The sequence below is a fragment of the Pedobacter sp. ISL-64 genome, from assembly GCF_018613605.1.
Classification (GTDB): domain Bacteria; phylum Bacteroidota; class Bacteroidia; order Sphingobacteriales; family Sphingobacteriaceae; genus Pedobacter.
This window is the reverse complement of record NZ_JAGGPU010000020.1, coordinates 179,900-198,515: the sequence shown is the minus strand read 5'-3', so window position 1 is coordinate 198,515 and position 18,616 is coordinate 179,900. Positions and strand designations below refer to the sequence as shown.

The following is an 18,616-nucleotide window of genomic DNA, read 5'->3' as shown; positions in this document are numbered from 1 at the left end:
CTTAAATAGAACTAAATGTATCAGACAGCAAGTGTAGCATCTAAGGCTTTAAAAGCAAAAAACAGTAGAACAGCAAATTAATGAGTTAGTATCCGATTTCGAGAAGCATTGGTTTGGAACAACCATATCTAGCGCAAGTCTCAGTGCCCCTGGCCAGAGTATAGGCCTGCCTTGTGCTTTGGCAGTATAATCAAGATTAATAATGAAAGCTTAGTCAGCAATCTACATTTCGAGGTTCATTAGACTTGCGCTGGTATCGATAAGCTTTATCACAGCACAAGTCATCTAGTCCACTAGCCTAGACACCAAGAACTTCGCTATTAGTGTGTGTGCTATGTGAGGAATTAATCATATTTATTGTTTAAGTAAGATCAGGAAATTTAACTAATAGTGCTGTATATAGCTTATTAAAATCATCGTAATTATATGTATGTTCATCTCTATAGTTATCTTCGTCGGACACATCATTGCCATCAATATAGTAGTAATGAATAGAATATAAGTCGTTAATTAACTGTAAGAAAATGGTGTAAATAATATCATCGGTTACTTTGCAAGAAAGCCTTACAGTCTTGCCGTTTTTCATCTGTTTAAACAGTAAGTTCTTATTTAACAAAGCTTAAATTTTTAATTGGAGCCATACTCATTTAGTTAATCTGAACCCAAGTATAATAAAAAAGGGCCATATTGTACTTGATCTTAACATTACGTTCCTTCGATAATTATTTCCTAATCCATTCCCTTTTCTTAGTTTTGAAGGTAAAATAATCGAAATAAATACAAAGTAGCATGAATCATTGGTTAGTAAAATCAGAGCCTTTTAAATACAGTTGGGAAAAATTTAATCAGGATGGCCGTACCTTTTGGGATGGTGTTCGTAATTATCAGGCCCGGAATAACCTAAAAGCCATGAAAGAAGGCGATTTGGTACTTTTTTACCACAGTAACGAAGGTAAAAACGTAGTGGGCATTGCCAAAGTAGTAAGGGAGTTTTACCAGGACCCCACTACTGATGATACGAATTGGGTAGTGGTTGATTTATCGCCTGTAGAAAGCCTGAAAAACCCGGTTTCTTTAGAACAGATCAAAGCTGAGCCGAGTTTGGTTGATATTTCATTGGTGCGCCAGGGCCGTTTATCGGTAATGCCGCTTAAAGCTGCTGAGTTTGATAAGATTTTGGAAATGGGGAGTTGATCAGTTTGGAGTTGGGCGTTTGGAGTTGGGAGTGGATTGATCGATTTTTAGTACGAAGTCTTGAGTCTACTGAACGAGGGGTAGTGATTAAGTTTGGAGTTGGGTGTTAGGAGTTGGGAGTGGATGGGTCGGTTTTAGTCCAAAGTCCTGATTCTGCAGTCGTTAGTCAATTTACCCGTTTGAAGCCGACCTCTATTAACGATTTAATCAATTAACCAGTTTACACAATTAACCAATCTAATCGCTCTCTAATGAAAATTTTCTTTTTATCACTCTGTTTTTTTATTAGTAATCTGTTTCTTAGCGAAACCAAAGCGCAGGGATTTATCAATTACCAGGTAAAAGTGATTTCTGATTCTTTACCTGTTGTAAAAGGTACTTTGGAGAAAATTTCTCCTGAAGGTGTCGCTGTGAATGATGGTTATGGAAATTACATCATGCTCCGAGCTAAAAATATCATCAGCATCCGCTTAAAGAAAAAAGGTATCAACACAGGTAAAGGATTCCTGATCGGAACGCTTGCGGGCGCGGCAATTGGTTCTTTGGCATTTACAGATAATAACAATGGGGCTGGCCAGGAACAGCTTGTGGCATTTTTGGCCGCTACCACTTTAGGGGCTGCAGTAGGTACAACGTATGGCCTTATTGCTGAACTTAAGGCTAAAAGAATGTTTTTGAAGATCAATAAAGATGAAAAATTGTTTGCCACTGAGTATAAAAAATTAGAAATTTACTCCAAAGCTTACTATATTGATAAACCTTAAGCGCTAAGCGTGTGGCGTTTGGAGCAATGTCATTCAGTTAAGGTTTTTAACCACAGATGGACACAGATAAACACGGATTTTTATATCTGTGTGCATCCTTTTTATCTGTGGTTAAATTATTTTCACCTGTGCCAATGGCTTAACTTAATTACATTGGGCGTTTGGAGTGGATTAATCGATTAGTAAGGCATAGCCCGTTAGTATATTAAACACAAGGCTATCAACCATGAACCATCAAACAATGAACCAATAACATGATAAAGTCTATCTATTTTACCCTCATCTTTTTCTTTTCTCTAAGCTTTGCCATGGCTCAAAGCGTAAAACCTTATATCGCCATTCTGAAAACCCAAAATGGGAAATACAAAGGGATTTTATATAAAGTTGATTCAGCAAACGCCATTCTGAACCATGGTGGCGAATTTATTAAGGTTCCTCTGGATGAAATTAAAACCGTACAGATTAGAACGATTAAAAAGGGCTATGAAGGAATGAGTTTTATTAAAATTGGTGAAGATCGGGCGGAAGAATACAAAATGAATACAGCTGGTAAAATAGTTGATAAATGGGGCAAGGAAGAGCCAACTTTTAAAGAAGACGCAGCGGCAACTGTATTCTCTGTGGTTTTTACCGCAATAGCAAATGCTGTCGCGCTGCCCATCCATGCCATTAACCCGAACCTGGCACGTTTTAACTTTAATAAAGTAGATAGAAATAAGTTAAACGAACTCAGTTATTATTCCATTTACTATCAGGCCAATCCAAATGTGCTCGCCGAACTGCACCAGCTAAAAAGCATTTCAGCTTCGTTTAAACCTTAGGGCTTTGGCGTGTGGCGCTGGGCGTTTGGTGTCGATTAATCGGTTTAAACAATAAAGGGAGATAGCTCCCTCAATCTATCGTCATTTCGAGCGGAGTGCAAAGCAATCGAGAACCACGATATAAATCTGTCTAGATAGATCTCTCTCCCGAAAGTTCGGGACTGCGCTACAGTCGAGATGACGATCATTCTATTAGAGTCTATACGATCAACCCAATGAACCAATGACTAATGGACTACTGAACCATTGAACTAATGAACCAGACTATTTCTCTTACTCAACGTAATCCCAAGTGTCATTACAATACTCGATCCCAGTACAACCAGGAACAGGAATGGCGTACCCACCTCAGGTATTTTTAAGGAAGCTGGCAGGTTGAAATAGAGTAAAATACTGATCAGTCCGCGAGGGGCGATGTATAAAATCGGACTCAGGTTTTCTTTTTTGAATATTTTGAGAAATACCACTCTGATGATGTAAATCGATATTAAAATGAAAAAGCCGTTGGCCAGTACAATTTTGTTGTTCAGGTCGCCAATATTCATGGTAAAGCCAAAAATAACGAAGAAAAAAGTCCGCAGAATAAAAGCGCTCTCGGCCGATAGTTGATAGAGCTGGGATAAATCGGCTGTTAAATTTTTATATAAAAAGACACTTCTAAACCAGGCATTCTCAATCGTATCGGCATTGTTGAGGAATAGACCTGTGCTTAAAATCAACACCAGAGAGGATAGGTGGTAAGACTGACCAATGGCATAAACCAGTATCAGTATGGCTATAATTAAGAAGAATTTAATGTGGTGTACCAATCGGCCCATTACGTACAACAACACCACACAGGCAATGGCCGATAGTAAAAGGATGAGGAAGGTACTTAACCCCAAACCAATAAAAGCAGATGTATTGATCGAATGGTTGGTAATGGCAAAATTGAAGATGATAATGCCTAAAATATCAGAGAAAGAAGATTCATAAATTACAAATTCTTTATCGGTATTGTTTAATGCCGCTGCTGAAGGGATGGCAATAGCCGAGCTGATTACGCTAAAGGGAATGGCATTTGCAATACAGGTATATAAATCGTGGTGAGTGATCTGGTAAATAATACTGGTTATTACCACAATGGTTCCCATTAAAATGCTTAGGGCCGAGAAAAAAGCACTGCGTATAACCTTGTTTTTATGCCGGTCGTATTTAAGTTCGAGCGAGCCCTCAAAAACAATTAAAATTAAGCCTACGGTACCCAATGTGGGTAGGATAGAGAGGAAATTGAAGGTTTGTATTTTAAGGTTATCGACGAGCAAACGTAAACCAATACCTAGAAGCAGCAGCAATAAAACCGATGGCACTTTGGTTTTACTCGCCACTAAATCAAACAGATAAGAGAAAATAACTAATCCGCTTAAAATAATAAGAATGGTATAAGTTGTCATATTTTTCAGCGCAGGGTAAACCGCTAAAATAAAACAATCATGCTAAGCAGAAAGAAATTTAATGTAAAAATTATGCTTTAAAGAAAAGAGCCTTTAGTTCGCTGGCGTCATCAGGGTTCATTTTTCCACCTAAAACCAAACGCAATTGCCTGCGGCGTAAAGCGCCGTCAAATAAGTCAATTTCTTCGGGTGTTTCTGGTATTAGTTCTGGCACAGGGATGGTACGGGCACTCTGATCTACCGCAACAAAGGTATAATAAGCCTCATTACTTTTTTGGCGGGCACCACTTGGAATATTCTCTGCCCAAACATCTAATCGAACTTCTACTGAAGTATTAAAAGCCCTGGTCACTTTGGCCTCAATGGTAATAACATCACCTAATTTAATGGGTTGTTTAAAAGAAACGTTATCAACCGAAGCAGTTACCACAATACGGTTACAGTGTTTTTGAGCCGAAATTGCCGCTGCAATATCCATCCAATGGAGTAAGCGCCCACCCATTAAGTTGTTTAAGGTATTGGTATCGTTTGGTAATACCAATTCGTTCATGATGGTAAAACTTTCTCTGGCAAATTTCTTTTTTAAGCTCATTTGATGGCAAAAGTAAGTAAAATGTGGGTAAAATGGTATTCCAAATAGATTCTGGCGGATTTGGAAGTTGTTTCTACGGTGATCTGCGTAATTAGTAGGAAAAGCACGCATAAAATTGTTCCCGCAGATTCAATAGATTTTCGCAGATTTATTATTTTGTTTTTCTGCGGTGATCTGCGCAATTAGCGGGAAGACATAGGCAAGGTGGTTCCTGCAGATCAAATGGATTTTCGCAGATTTAAGTTGTTTTTCTGCGGGCATCAGCGAAATCAGTGCGAAAAAGGATGCGAGGTTTTCCTGTAAACCCAAAAAACAATTCGTAAAAAATCATGTTATCCATACAAAAAATCGAATTTAATGCAAAACCAGATCCTGATCCAATTTTTCCATTGGTATTATAACGAAGAACAAAATTTGTGGACTAAAGTAGCTGCCGAAGCGAATCATTTAAAAGAAATTGGGATAACCGCTGTTTGGTTACCACCAGCCTATAAATCAAACAATGCGGCTTACGATGTTGGTTATGCGGTTTATGATCTATTCGATTTGGGCGAGTTCGATCAGAAAGGAAGTGTGAATACCAAACATGGCTCCAAAGATGAATATATCAAAGCTATTGAAGCCCTGCACGATAACGGAATTGGCGCCTTGGCCGATGCGGTTTTTAACCACAAAGCCGGGGGCGATGAACTCGAAAAAATACCCGTTAGAACTGTAAATCCAGAAGATAGAAACGAATTTACCAGCGATGTTTTCGAAATAGAAGCCTGGACGAAGTTTACTTTTCCTGGCCGACAGGGAAAATATTCTGAATTTATATGGAATCATGAGTGTTTTAGTGGGGTAGACTGGGCCGAAGACCTCCAAGAAACGGCTATTTATTCGATCCAGAATTATTTAGGAGAAGGTTTTGAAGAGGTCCCTTCTACCGAATTGGGCAATTATGATTATCTGATGTTTAACGATATCGATTACCGCAACAGGGCGGTAGTTGAAGAATTAAAATACTGGGGTGAATGGATAGTGGAAACCACCAAAGTAGATGGTTTTCGATTAGATGCGGTTAAACACATCAACCCTGATTTTATTGTTGAGTGGATCGATCACCTGAACCAAAAATTTAACCGCGAATTTTTTATCGTGGCCGAAGATTGGAATGTGGTGGATAGGGAAGGACAATTAAAATATATTGAGATTACAGGTGGGCGGACACAAATATTTGATTCGCTTTTGCACCATAATTTTTTCCTGGCGAGTAAGGATGAGGAATTTGATATGCGGACGATTTTTGATGGAACCCTGGTTCAGGTAAAGCCTGATCTGGCGGTAACATTTGTTGATAATCATGATTCGCAACCTTTGCAGGCACTGGAATCTTATGTCGATTTTTGGTTCAGGCCTTTGGCTTATGCCATCATTCTGCTCCGTGTACAAGGGATTCCGTGTTTGTTCTTTCCTGATCTGTACGGAGGAATTTATGATGATAAAGACAAAGAAGGCGATGAGGTGCATGTGGAGTTAGTCGCAATTCCTGCAGTAGAAACCATGAGTAAAATCCGTACAACCTTAGCTTACGGTGAGCAACGTGATTATTTTGACCACGGCATTTGCGTAGGATGGACCCGTGCTGGTGATGAGGAACACGAAAATAGTGGCTTGGCGGTATTGTTAAGCACGGGAGAAGAAGGGTATAAAGAAATGGAAATCGGTAAACACTTTGCCAGAAAAACCTTTGTTGATGCTTTAGGCTATCGCCAGCAGGAAGTAACCATTGATGAAAATGGTTGGGCGGAGTTTCACTGCAATGCCGGAAGTGTATCGGTGTGGGTATTGAAGGTGGGGTAGGTAGATCGTCATTTCGAGCGGAGTGCAACGCAGTCGAGAAATCTATTAGATAGATCTCTCTCCCGAACGTTCGGGACTGCACTCCAGTCGAGATGACGATGCTTTATTTGAACATTATTTACAAAAAATTATCCTCTGCTCTATAAGCCGAAATAACAGCAAGCTCACCCTCTTTTCCGCTTTTAGAATTGCCATGCTCCATGCCCATAACCCCTTTATAACCTTTTTTATGCAGGTGTTTAAATAGATTTTTATAATTGATTTCTCCGGTTGTAGGTTCTTTTCTGCCTGGATTATCACCAATCTGGATGTAGGCAATTTCATCCCAACAACGATCGATGGTTTTAATTAAATCGCCTTCTGTACGTTGCATGTGGTAAATATCGTAAAGAATTTTACATGAAGGACTTTTTACCGCTTTACAAACCGCGTAGGTTTCATTTGTTTTTTGCAGGAAAAGCTCCGGGGTATCGCTCAAGGTTTCCAAAACCATAATCAATCCGTGGGGTTCGAAAACTTCGGCCCCCGCACGCATAGCATCAATTACATTGGCAAATTGATTGCCATAAGGCAGGTTGCGTTCATAAAACCCAGGCACAACGGTAAGCCATTTTGCATTACAACGTTTTGCGGCTTCTACCGATTTTTTACAGGTTTCTACAAATTTGTCTTTAAATTCCTTTTTGCCAGTAGTTAAAGAGGTTTTCCAGTTATCGCCGCCATCTACCACAAAAACGCCCATGCGCATACCCAGTTTCGCCAGCAGGTTTCCAATTTTTTCCTGTTCTTCTACAGAACGGTTTAGGTAGCCGTTATCTTCGATAGAACGGAAACCTTTATCGTACATAAATTGGATCTGATCTAAAAAGCTCTTACCCGCATGGTTTTCGAACATGCCCTGGTGTGGGGCATAATCCATGTTAAAAACCTTATCACTTAACGTATTTTGCTTTTCAGCTGCAAAAGTACCGGTAATTCCGGTTCCTGTAGTTATTGCACCAGCAGTTAACAAGCTGTTTCTTATAAATTCACTTCTTTTCATCGGTTTGTTTTTAAACGGATAGGTATTAGTGCGTAATTAATTTTTTAAACCCTGTAGTTAAGGTATCAGCCACTTTGCCATCTTTTTGATGGTACACAAAATAAGCTTCGAGGTTTTTTCTGTTTTCTACAAAAGCAATTGCATCTTTAAGGTGCATGGCCATTAGGGCATTGTCGTAACCATCGGCTGTAATGGCATCATTAGCGTATACTGTTACGCTGATCATTTCATTATCTAACGGATAACCTGTTTTGGGATCGATCAGGTGTGAAATCTTTTTCTTTCCGCTCTGGTGAAATTTCCGGTAGTTACCAGAAGTTGTGATTGCTCCTGAATTGATCGCAGCGATATGCCTGATTACCGGAGTTCCATCTTTATCAGGACCTTCAATACCAATCTTCATGGTTTCGCCATTGGGTTTCGGTCCTAAAATCCGAATCTCGCCCCCCAGTTCGGCAACGTACTGCTTAATTCCTTTTTTTTCGAGATAAGCGGCAATTAAATCAACACTGTAACCCTGGGCAATTCCGTTTAAATCGATCTGCACGCAAGGCTTTAGTTTGCTTAATAAACCGTTCTTTAGTTTTAGGTTTTTCATGCCCACACAGGCGAGTATCGATTTAATGACTGCAGGATCGGGCTCGTTTTTAGCCTCTTTTGGCCCAAAACCCCAGGCCTGTACCAAAGGAGCAACCGTAATATCGAAAATACCTTTTGTATCCCGGTTGATCTCGAAACTCCTTTTGAGCACATCATTTATAAAACGGTCGGTTTTGATTTCTTTTTTAGCAGCATTAAATTGATTTATCAATGATCCCTTTTTGTAAAGCGACATCGATAAATCAATTTCATTTAATAAACTATCTATGCCCGCCTTAGTGGCTAAACTATCAGTGGCATAGTACATTATAGCATAATCGGTTCCCTGCGCATAACCATTGATTTTGTATTGCCTCACTTCTTTTTTCAAGGAGAAAGCAAAAATCAGTGGTAACAGGAAAAGCAAAAACCTATAGCGCATCAATTTAGTTTTAGATCACCTTTGCTTGTCCAGGCATGGCGATAGGGTATAGTCCTTTTTCATCAGGCATTAACCTTGGGTTCGCATCCCATGCAAAACGCTCCGGCATTAAACTGATGTTCGAAGCTAAAGCCTCATCCCATTTAATGGTTTGACCAGAGTAGGTAGCATAACGACCGATTATTGCCGAAAATGTACTTGTTGCAGCATAGTCTACATTACTAAATTTATATTCTCCTTTAGAAACCGCATCGAACAGTTCGTCGTGTTCTGTTTGGTAAGGATTTGCGTTTCCTTTGGTATTGTGGTTATATAGTTCTTTGCCGCTGTAATCTTTCATAATGGCCTGATTGCTGCCTGAAAGATAAATTTTACCTTTGGTACCTTGAAAAGATTCGTCCACACGATTACTGATACCCTCGAAATGTCGGCACTGGCTATTAATTACCGCACCATCTGCATAGGTTAATTCGATGGAGTGGTTATCGTAAATCTCTCCGTAATCTTTTCCTGTTCTCCAGGCACGGCTACCTGTTCCCTGTACCGAAACCGGATGTCCGTTTTTTATCCAGTTGGCAATATCGATATTGTGTACATGTTGCTCAACGATATGATCGCCGCATAACCAGTTGAAATAATACCAGTTTCTCATTTGGTATTCCATTTCGGTTTGGTTTGCTTTACGTGGACGTACCCAAACGCCACCACTGTTCCAGTATACCTGGCCCGACATGATATCGCCAATGGCACCATCGTTAATGCGTTTCATCGACTCGCGATAGTTGGTCTGGTAACGGCGCTGTAAACCTACTACAACATTTAATTTTTTCTTTTTGGCTTCTTCGGCTGCGGCCAATACCTTTCTAATGCCCGGTGCATCTACAGCAACAGGTTTTTCCATGAAAACTTGTTTGTTCTGTTTAATCGCTTCTTCGAAATGGATCGGGCGGAAGCCCGGAGGAGTTGTTAATAATACTACATCGGCTAATGAGATGGCTTTTAAATAAGCATCGAAACCTACAAACTGGCGTTCTTTTGGAACATCCATCTTTGCTCCAAATTTCGAACTTAACGATTGGTAACTGCTGTCCAGGCGATCCTGAAAAGCATCGGCCATAGCCACCAATTTAATATTGAATTTAGTGCTCAAGGCCTGGAAAGCTGCTCCTGTTCCACGGTCGCCACAGCCAATTAAGGCGATTTTAATCGTGTCTGATCCTGAAGCATAAGCTCCCGCCAATGGAATACTGCTTAACATTGCGCCACCTGCGAGCATTGCTGTCGCTTTTAAAAAATCGCGACGATCTTGTTGGTTGATTGGTTTTTTCATGTGTTTAGTTTTTATTTTGGTTAGATAGTGTCGGTTAAAAGTCTTTTATAGGTTGTTTATTGTAATAAGCGTCTATTTCTGCTTTTGATGGTATTTTTATCGGTCGTACCAGACGCATGCCTACAAATGGTGCTTCAGGGAACCACCAATTGCTTTTTGGGATCTGTGGGTCTAATTGTTTCCATGATGGATCAGATGCCAACCTAACGGTTGAGGTTAAGTTATTAGGTGTTTCATCATATGAGCCACCGCGAACTGCATTAGGATAGAGTTTTTCGGGTGTGGCGATTGGATTTTCGGCTGTTTTATCTTTGCTTTGGCCGTAAAAGTCAGCTATATATTGGTCGTAAGTCCATTCGCTAACGTTTCCGTACATATCAAATAATCCCCAGGGATTTGGTTTTTTTTGGCCAACCTGGTGTGTTTTGTTGTCGCTGTTATCTTTATACCAGGCATAATCACCAAGTTTTGATACATCATTGCCAAAAGAATAATTGGTCTCAGAACCCGCTTTACAGGCATATTCCCATTCTGCTTCTGTTGGTAAACGATAAAAAACACCAGTACGCACATAAAGCCATTTGCAAAATTGGATGGCATTATATTGGGTCATGGCTACCGCTGGCTGGTGCTCTTTACCCATGCCAAAAGTCATATCGAGATAGGGTTTTGTAGGTCTGGTTACCGCATCTACCTCGGCTGGAATAGCACTTATGCTGGCTTGTTTTTCGTAATCGCGATAAAGGAAAGGTTCGAAAATATCCCAGGTTACTTCATGTTTTCCAATCCAGAAAGCATCGAGCTTAACCTCGTGAACGGGTTGTTCATCAGGTTTTCCTGTTTTACTTCCCATCTTAAATTTGCCTGCCGGTATGGCCTGCATATCGAATTTTAATTTTGTTCCATTAATGGATTGTGTGTACGATTCACTAGAAGTTTGTGCTGAAATCTGTGCACAAGGATAGGAGATTAATGCTACGGCAATTAACTTTTTAAACATAATTTTTGGTTAGATACACTATTTTCTAGGTGTTTATCTGGTTACTTTCTGAAACGCTAAAGTAAATAACCGCATTTAAAACAAAGAAGATTTATGTAACAATAAAGGTAAGAAATGTAACATTAAAAGTCAAATTGACAATTAAAGCTATCGTCATCCTGAACTTGTTTCAGGATCTAATTGGCGAAGATCTTTTAAATCGATATCACTTATAATTAATTGCCTAAGCGTGTTATAGGTAAAAGGTTTTTTGCCACATAAGGAATATAAGGTCATTTAAGCTTATATAGCTTATCGTTTGTTTTACATTTTGACGAATCATCATTGCAAGCTGACTTACCTTCTATCGGTAACTTTATTGCTCAGGTTGGTATAACCAATCAATGTATCCCATCGCGCACCGGGGCGGCGGTAATAAACAAAGATCTGATAGCTGTTTTCGGTCTGGAAGAATGCACCTTCGAAAGGTTTGGTTTCTATTACCCTGGTGTCTTTATTAAACCAGGCAAACTCATAATCGTATAGGCCCTGTTTAAGTATAACATTACCGTAAAACTGTTTCCTGTTGGCATCATATAACAGTTTATTTTCATTGCTCATGGTATAATTGTTAAACCGGCCAACAACATAAGCATCGCCATTTGGGCTGGGTGCCGGAGCATTTAATGTAAATAAAACACTCATGTATTCTGCTTCTGTTTTATCGTCACGTCCGTCGGTATTGCGGATAAAAAAGTTTCCGTTTTCATCGTACTGATTGGCAAATGCACCAACAGTTCTGGGTGCATCCTGAAAAAGCATGACGTTTACGGATTGATTGTCGCGATAGATATCCTTTACATTATCAGCCTTGTAACGCAAACTCCTCGTATCAAATTTTCTAAATTCGTTGTCTCCCCAAAAATCATTTGTATTGAGGTCGTTATAAACCAATTGGTTTGGTCTTACAAAAGATGGTTTAGTATTAACCTGGATAGTATTGGCATTGAAGTTTTGCATCACTACTGCTTTTATATCCTGGTAGGGGTTAGGAATGGGAAAAGCATGGTTAATGGTGAAATTGATTTTTTGCTTGTAGTTCCTGTTTTCAACCTGCATGGAATTGTTTACTTCTGCCGCTACGGCAACCTGACTATCGAGGATGTAGAAGCGTTGCGAAATAACAGGTTGGTTTTTATCGCCATCTAAATAAACTTTTAACACATAATTACCCCCAATTTTCGGCTGTATTTGGGTATTGGGTAAACTGATTTCGTAATGGGTGTATTTTCTTGTGGTGTTGGAAGAATAGCGATAATTGATGATGCGGTCGTCGTTAAAACTTCCTAGATAATCGATGCTCGAAATTTTCGAAGTCTCCCATTCTGCGGTACAATGCTCAATGGTATACCAGTAGTTTTTGGTGCCTGCAAGTAAATCGTCGAACGAAAAAGTTATCGTTTCTGACGAATTGAGCATAATTACAGGTAGGCTCTGCTCTTTATTGCTGTTATAGCAAAGTACAGTTTTAATATTTGGAAGATAAATTTTATTTCCGTTGGTAAACGTTTTGTCGTTTTGCGCAAAGGCCAGTGTAGAAATGAAAAATAAAACCGGAATTAATATTTTCTGCATGGCTAAAAGTAAAGTTTTATTGGGAAGTGGCAAAACCTGTTGTTAAGTTTAGCCATGGAAGCACGGATTGACAAGGAAGATTTTCAGCGTGCCGTCATTTCGAGCGGAGTGCAACGCAGTCGAGAACCCGAAGGCTCAGCGAAGCTAAATCTACTGAACAGATCTCTCTCCCGAAAGTTCGGGACTGAGCTTCAGTCGAGATGACGCAGCGAAGCGTTTAACTACATCGATATCTCTATAGCAACTAATGTACAAAAAAGCCGTCACGATGTAAAATCGAAACGGCTATATATTTATACCTACTGGTGTTTAAAACTATCCTTCCAGCTCAATAATCTCAGCAGCTAAACTTTCCCATTTATTTTGGCTATTGTCTAACTCCTGTTTGGTCGCTAAATAACGTTTGTTGGCTTCTGCTAATTTATCGGCTTTGGCGTATACATTCTCATCAGCCAATTCTGCTTCAATGTTTTTAACGTTCTGCTCCAGTTCGGTAATCAGCTTTTCTGTTTTCTGCAGTTCGTCGTTCAGTTTTTTTAATTGATTGGCCGCATTCGGCGTAACAACTTTTGGCTGCTCCTTTTTCTCAGGCATTTTAACCGGAATAGGTTTAGCCACAGGAATTACCCTTTTGCTATTCCATTCTTCATATTCGGCATAAGTACCAGGGTATTGTTTAATCTTTTCACCTTCTATGAACCAGATTTTGTTGGCTACATTATCCAGGAAATACCTATCGTGAGATACAGCAATAAAAGTACCTTCAAACTGTTGTAAAGCCTGGATCAGGATGTTAACCGATTGAATATCCAAGTGATTGGTAGGCTCATCCAGAATCAGGAAATTCGAATCTGTTGTTAACGATTTTGCCAATGCCACACGCGATTTTTCCCCTCCCGAAAGCACTTTAATCTTTTTGAAAACATCATCGCCGGTAAAAAGGAAACAACCTAAAATACCACGCAATTCGGTATCGCTATGTTTTGGTGCAAAAGCTTGCAACTCTTCTAAAATGGAATTGTTTAAATGCAGCGATTCTAATTGGTGCTGTGCAAAGAAAGTGGTGGTAACATTATGACCCGTTTCGCAGAAACCTTCAAATTTTTCGGCTCCGGCAATCATTCTCAATAAAGTAGATTTACCTTTACCGTTTGCACCGATCAAGGCAATTTTATCGCCTTTTTCAATCACACCTTCAGCATCATCTAAAATATGCACATTCGGGTAGCTCTTATTGGCATGTTCTATACGTACCACGTGCCTGCCCGATGGTTTAGAGAATTTGAAAGCAAAATTTACAGTTGGGTTATCATCATCCACATCATCCACACGCTCCATCTTATCTAAAGCTTTCATCCGCGATTGGGCCATTTTAGCCTTGCTCGCCTTAGCTTTAAAACGTTCAATTAAACGTTCTTCCTGTTTAATTTTGGCCTGTTGGTTTTTGAATTCACCTTTTTGGATCTCGCCACGTAAAGCTTTTTCTTCAACATAGAAACTGTAATTACCCGCATATACGTTTAGTTTTCCTTTACGTGATTCTACGGTACGGTTTACGATTTTATCTAAGAAATACCTATCGTGAGATACAATTACAATGGCACCTTCAAAGCCCATTAAATAGTTTTCTAACCATTTAATAGAAGGTAGATCCATGTGGTTGGTGGGCTCATCCAGTAATAAGATATCAGGAGTTTGCAATAATATTTTTGCCAGCATTACACGCATACGCCAACCCCCGGAGAAGGTATTTAACGGCCGCAATTGATCTGCCGTACTGAAACCTAAACCTGCCAAAATTTCGTTTGCCCTATATTCGATGTTATAGCCATCTAAAGCTTCAAACTCTTGCTGTTTATCGCTTAATTTAAATAAAACCTCTTCGCTATAATCCGTTTCGATTTTTTTAAGCAGTTCCTCAATCTCATCATGCAATTGGTTTTGGCGCTCAAAAGCTTCCATGGCCACATGCAAAATGCTATGGTGCGAATCGTAAGAAAGTAAATCCTGGTTTAGGTAGCCAATTTTCAGGTCTTTAGACATGGAAACAGTACCCGAACTCGGTGCATATTCGCCTACAATTATTTTTAAAAGTGTTGATTTTCCTGTTCCATTGGCGCCAATTAAACCAGCTCTGTCGCCAGGTTTAATGTGCCAGTTCGCGTCATCGTACAAGGCTCTTGAGCCAATCAGGAAGGTTAAATTATTTATTGAAATCATTTCGGCTGCAAAAGTACGAAATTTAAAGGCTTTTTTCAGATGGAAAGTCAAATAGGATAAGCCAACAACATTAATTGGTTATGCGGAAAGCAATACCTGCCAATTGGTATCGCGGTAGCATTAAAAATCATTTTTTGTAAAAACAAAAGCTTTTAAGTACCTGTTTAGTAGTTATTACTGTTTTAAATTGATACTCGATACAACGCTTATCTGCTCAAGATCCTCAAACTTTATTGATAAAACAGTAGCGCATTACAATTGTCAGTGCAGGGTTAAATGATGTTAAATTTTTATGATGTATAAAAATTATCATACCTTTGTTCTGTAATAAAAATAGTTACAGTATGAACAGCAGTCATTTTTCTATATCGCTTCACATCCTTACGCTGCTCGATCAGGTAAAGGGGCAGCTATTGAATTCTGAATATATTGCCGGAAGCATTAACTGTAATCCTGTTTTGGTAAGAAAAGAATTGGCCAACCTGCATAAACATGGTTTTGTACAGAGCAAGGAAGGAAAGGGTGGAGGTTCTACATTGGCGAAAAATCCTGCCGAGATTAACCTGGGAGATGTGTACTGGGCCGTTAAACAGAAAAAACTGTTAGGCGAAAGCAAAAATGAACCCAATCCCGATTGTCCGGTAGGGAAGCAGATTACTAAACACCTGACCGATTTATATGATGATGCCGAAACCGCTTTGGTTAAAAGTTTATCATCTAAAACATTAAAAGATTTTAGTGCGGGTTTTAAATAAAAAATTTTGGGTATAACTGTAATAAAAAATGTTACAATTTGAATTGGATTAATAAATTTTAAAAATTAAATAACATGAAAGTAGCATTAATTGGAGCCTCTGGATTTGTAGGCAAAGCCATTTTGAACGAATTGGTAAGTCGTGGAAATGAAGTGATTGCCATTGCACGTGATACCGCTAAAGTTGAAAATAACAATGATAAGGTAAGTAAAATCGCAGTTGATGTTTTGGATACTGAAAAATTAACAGCGGTTTTAAAGGGTGCCGACGCAGTGGTAAGTGCTTTTAACGCAGGTTGGACCAATCCGAATTTATATAACGATACGGTACAGGGAGCGGAGGCTATTCAGGCTGCAGTAAAAACATCGGGCGTTAAACGTTACATTTTTATCGGCGGAGCGGGTACTTTGCAGATTGATGGTCACCAAATTGTAGACGGACCGAACTTCCCTGCCGAATACAAGCCAGGTGCAACAGCAGTAAGAGATTATTTTAATACGCTAAAACAGGAGAAGGAATTAGATTGGTTATTTTTTAGTCCGGCTATTGAAATGCACCAAGGCATCACCACCGGTCGTACGGGGAAATACCGCTTGGGTAAAACAAGCCCGGTTTTTAATGAAGAAGGCCGTTCTATTTTATCGGTAGAAGATTTAGCAATCGTTATTGCCGATGAGCTGGAAAATAAGGCACACCACCAGGAGCAGTTTACGGCAGCATACTAAAGGATGGAAGATGGGGCAATTAGATAGTTCATTAGTTCACTGGTTCATTGGCCATTGGTTCACTGGACATTAGTAACTGAAAATTGATAACTGTCCCATTTTCCTTTTTCCCATTAAGTTCTTATCTTCGTGCCATGTATCGCCTTATTAAACCAATATTCTTCAAATTTGACCCTGAAAACGTACATTATTTTGTAGTGAAGCGGTTAAAATGGTTTAATGATAAATTTCCGCTTGGTAAAACCATTATCCGGAGCAGCTTTGATGTTCACATTAAAGGTTTAGAACGTGAGGTTTTTGGCATAAAATTCAGAAATCCTGTTGGGTTGGCCGCCGGATTTGATAAAAATGGCGAATATGTGGAGCCGCTTAGCAATTTAGGCTTCGGATTTATCGAAGTGGGTACGGTAACGCCAATGCCACAGCCCGGAAATGATAAACCCCGTATGTTCCGTTTACCTAGTGATGAAGCTTTGATTAACCGGATGGGCTTTAACAATAAGGGCGTAGATGTAATGGCTGAGCGTTTGCGCTTGCTAAAAGATAAACATCCTGATATCGTAGTTGGTGGAAACATCGGTAAAAATAAGGCTACTCCAAATGAAGATGCAGTAAACGACTATATTAAATGTTTCGACCGTCTTTTTGATGTGGTCGATTATTTTGTGGTGAATGTAAGTTCGCCCAATACCCCGGGTTTACGCGAGCTGCAGGAAAAAGAACCGTTAAAAAAAATCCTCAATACCTTACAGCAGCGCAACCGTAAAAACGATATTTCACGTCCGATTTTATTGAAGATTGCACCCGATTTAACTGCGGCGCAATTGGACGATATCATCGAGATTGTTGCAGAAACCAAAATTGCTGGTATTATTGCCACCAATACAACCATTAGCAGGGAAAATCTGGCTACAGAAAAAGACTTGACTACGCAAACCGGTGGTTTAAGCGGTAAACCTGTTAAAGAACGCTCCACTGAAGTAATCCGTTACCTTTCGGAGAAATCGAACAAAGCATTTCCAATTATCGGGGTAGGTGGTATTCATTCGGCAAAAGATGCCAAAGAAAAATTAGATGCCGGCGCATGTTTGGTTCAACTGTATACCGGTTTTATATATGAGGGACCAGGGTTGATCAAAAGTATCTGTAAAGAGTTAGTTTAAATATGCTTTAGCGTTTTAAACTGATAAACCGGAAACATTTAAATTTCTGAAGGTTTCTTTTTTATTCTTGAGTAAAAACCAATCTTACTATACGTTTTTTTTAGTGTAAGGATTAATTTATTTCATAAATCAATATAAAAACGTTTTTAGCTTTTGGAAATTAGTATCAGTATTCCATGGGTTGTGCTGAATGACAGGTTTACAATGAATCGTCATCTCGACCGTAGTGGAGAGATCTTTTAAATTTGATCTCAATAACTTGGTACAAAGATCTCTCCATTTCGCTGCGCTACAGTCGAGATGACGACCATTCTATTGATAGCCTTTCGAAGACCTTTACTAATTGAAAACATATTGGGTTATAGGTTAAATAACTATTTCTGCCGGCTTACCATTTCATTAATCCAGATTGGTGCAAATGGAGAAGTACAGCCTTTAGAAACGGGGTAATCACGATATATGCCCAGTCTTTCGCCGATGGCTAGGGCTCTTTCTCTATAATCAGGATGGTTAATGCCAATCTGAGCTAATGCGGTATTCATCGTCCATTGGATTTCTGGTGCTACTTTAGGCATTTCTTTTTCAATCCGATCGAGAATTGCCGGGATGTCTATTCCTTCAGGTTCCCTGGTTATACGTCCGCTGGTTAGGCTCCAGCCTGCGCGGGCCAGCATAATATCTCCTGAATTCATCCACTTTTCCCTGAATTGTTCCTTATCAGGGTATTCTTTAATGATGTAATTGTAAAACCAATCTGCAGCCCAGGTAAAATTTTCTGAAGCTACCATTTGCTCGATTTGTGCTGCAGATAGCACTTTTGGCTTAAGGATTAAGATAGCCAGCAGCCGGGCATCAATATTTTCGGTTTCCCAAAGTTTAAGCGCAAGCTCATGATCGGTTTTGATCTTTTTGGCTATCGCCCTGATATCGCCCATTTTAACGCCAAAAATATTTTCTCTTGCGCCGTTCTTAATATGCATGGCGCGGACTTTCTCATCGCCGAGCGATTCTAGTTTTGAAAGAGTTTCTGTAAGATTCATGGTTTTACCTTTCGCTGTTTCCAAATTTAAAGATTATCCAGATCTTTTAAGGCATAA

Annotated in this window: 16 protein-coding genes; 7 read left to right on the top strand and 9 right to left on the bottom strand. The window is 39.5% G+C overall.

Translation table 11 applies throughout. The annotated features are described in order from the left end of the window. Window positions 1–789 precede the first annotated feature (789 nt). From J7E57_RS22030 to J7E57_RS22020, 3 genes are all read left to right on the top strand, one after another. Window positions 790–1,194: an EVE domain-containing protein gene (locus J7E57_RS22030; protein ID WP_215130875.1), complete on the top strand. Its 405-nt coding sequence runs from the start codon at window positions 790–792 to the stop codon at window positions 1,192–1,194. A 251-nt stretch (window positions 1,195–1,445) separates the two neighbouring features. Beyond that, entirely contained in the window at window positions 1,446–1,958 is a 513-nt protein-coding gene (locus J7E57_RS22025; protein WP_215130877.1) for a hypothetical protein, read from the top strand. A 254-nt stretch (window positions 1,959–2,212) separates the two neighbouring features. Further along, window positions 2,213–2,779, top strand: a complete 567-nt coding sequence (locus J7E57_RS22020; RefSeq protein ID WP_215130879.1) for a hypothetical protein — start codon at window positions 2,213–2,215, stop codon at window positions 2,777–2,779. Between the two features lie 251 nt (window positions 2,780–3,030). Here J7E57_RS22020 and J7E57_RS22015 read toward each other — a convergent pair whose 3' ends face one another. Beyond that, the gene (locus J7E57_RS22015; RefSeq protein WP_215130881.1) at window positions 3,031–4,212 is read right to left on the bottom strand and encodes a cation:proton antiporter; all 1,182 of its coding nucleotides are present in this window, start codon (window positions 4,210–4,212) and stop codon (window positions 3,031–3,033) included. 70 nt (window positions 4,213–4,282) lie between these two features. Further along, on the bottom strand, window positions 4,283–4,804 hold the full coding sequence (locus J7E57_RS22010) for an acyl-CoA thioesterase (RefSeq protein ID WP_029275086.1): 522 nt from the start codon (window positions 4,802–4,804) through the stop codon (window positions 4,283–4,285). Window positions 4,805–5,161: 357 nt separating this feature from the next. Between J7E57_RS22010 and J7E57_RS22005 the strand changes: the two genes are divergently transcribed. Beyond that, on the top strand, window positions 5,162–6,649 hold the full coding sequence (locus tag J7E57_RS22005; protein WP_215130883.1) for an alpha-amylase: 1,488 nt from the start codon (window positions 5,162–5,164) through the stop codon (window positions 6,647–6,649). Window positions 6,650–6,767: 118 nt separating this feature from the next. Here the strand turns inward: J7E57_RS22005 and J7E57_RS22000 are convergent, their stop codons facing one another. From J7E57_RS22000 to J7E57_RS21975, 6 genes are all read right to left on the bottom strand, one after another. Continuing rightward, entirely contained in the window at window positions 6,768–7,691 is a 924-nt protein-coding gene (locus tag J7E57_RS22000; protein WP_215130885.1) for a hydroxypyruvate isomerase family protein, read from the bottom strand. A 25-nt stretch (window positions 7,692–7,716) separates the two neighbouring features. Beyond that, window positions 7,717–8,712 (bottom strand): FAD:protein FMN transferase, encoded by a 996-nt coding sequence (locus tag J7E57_RS21995; protein ID WP_215130887.1) that lies wholly within the window; start codon window positions 8,710–8,712, stop codon window positions 7,717–7,719. A 10-nt stretch (window positions 8,713–8,722) separates the two neighbouring features. Further along, complete coding sequence (locus J7E57_RS21990; protein WP_215130889.1) at window positions 8,723–10,042, bottom strand: Gfo/Idh/MocA family oxidoreductase; 1,320 nt, start codon at window positions 10,040–10,042, stop codon at window positions 8,723–8,725. A gap of 34 nt (window positions 10,043–10,076) precedes the next feature. Continuing rightward, entirely contained in the window at window positions 10,077–11,042 is a 966-nt protein-coding gene (locus tag J7E57_RS21985; protein WP_215130891.1) for a formylglycine-generating enzyme family protein, read from the bottom strand. A gap of 336 nt (window positions 11,043–11,378) precedes the next feature. After that, the gene (locus tag J7E57_RS21980; protein ID WP_215130893.1) at window positions 11,379–12,656 is read right to left on the bottom strand and encodes a DUF5103 domain-containing protein; all 1,278 of its coding nucleotides are present in this window, start codon (window positions 12,654–12,656) and stop codon (window positions 11,379–11,381) included. A gap of 315 nt (window positions 12,657–12,971) precedes the next feature. Beyond that, window positions 12,972–14,876, bottom strand: coding sequence for an ABC-F family ATP-binding cassette domain-containing protein (locus J7E57_RS21975; protein ID WP_215130894.1), 1,905 nt, complete (start codon window positions 14,874–14,876; stop codon window positions 12,972–12,974). A gap of 344 nt (window positions 14,877–15,220) precedes the next feature. Between J7E57_RS21975 and J7E57_RS21970 the strand changes: the two genes are divergently transcribed. From J7E57_RS21970 to J7E57_RS21960, 3 genes are all read left to right on the top strand, one after another. Continuing rightward, the gene (locus J7E57_RS21970) at window positions 15,221–15,631 is read left to right on the top strand and encodes an RrF2 family transcriptional regulator (protein ID WP_215130896.1); all 411 of its coding nucleotides are present in this window, start codon (window positions 15,221–15,223) and stop codon (window positions 15,629–15,631) included. 74 nt (window positions 15,632–15,705) lie between these two features. Further along, the gene (locus J7E57_RS21965; protein WP_215130898.1) at window positions 15,706–16,356 is read left to right on the top strand and encodes an NAD(P)-dependent oxidoreductase; all 651 of its coding nucleotides are present in this window, start codon (window positions 15,706–15,708) and stop codon (window positions 16,354–16,356) included. 134 nt (window positions 16,357–16,490) lie between these two features. Next, entirely contained in the window at window positions 16,491–17,519 is a 1,029-nt protein-coding gene (locus J7E57_RS21960) for a quinone-dependent dihydroorotate dehydrogenase (protein ID WP_215130900.1), read from the top strand. Window positions 17,520–17,893: 374 nt separating this feature from the next. Here the strand turns inward: J7E57_RS21960 and J7E57_RS21955 are convergent, their stop codons facing one another. After that, complete coding sequence (locus J7E57_RS21955) at window positions 17,894–18,559, bottom strand: DNA alkylation repair protein (protein WP_215130902.1); 666 nt, start codon at window positions 18,557–18,559, stop codon at window positions 17,894–17,896. Between the last annotated feature and the right edge of the window lie 57 nt (window positions 18,560–18,616).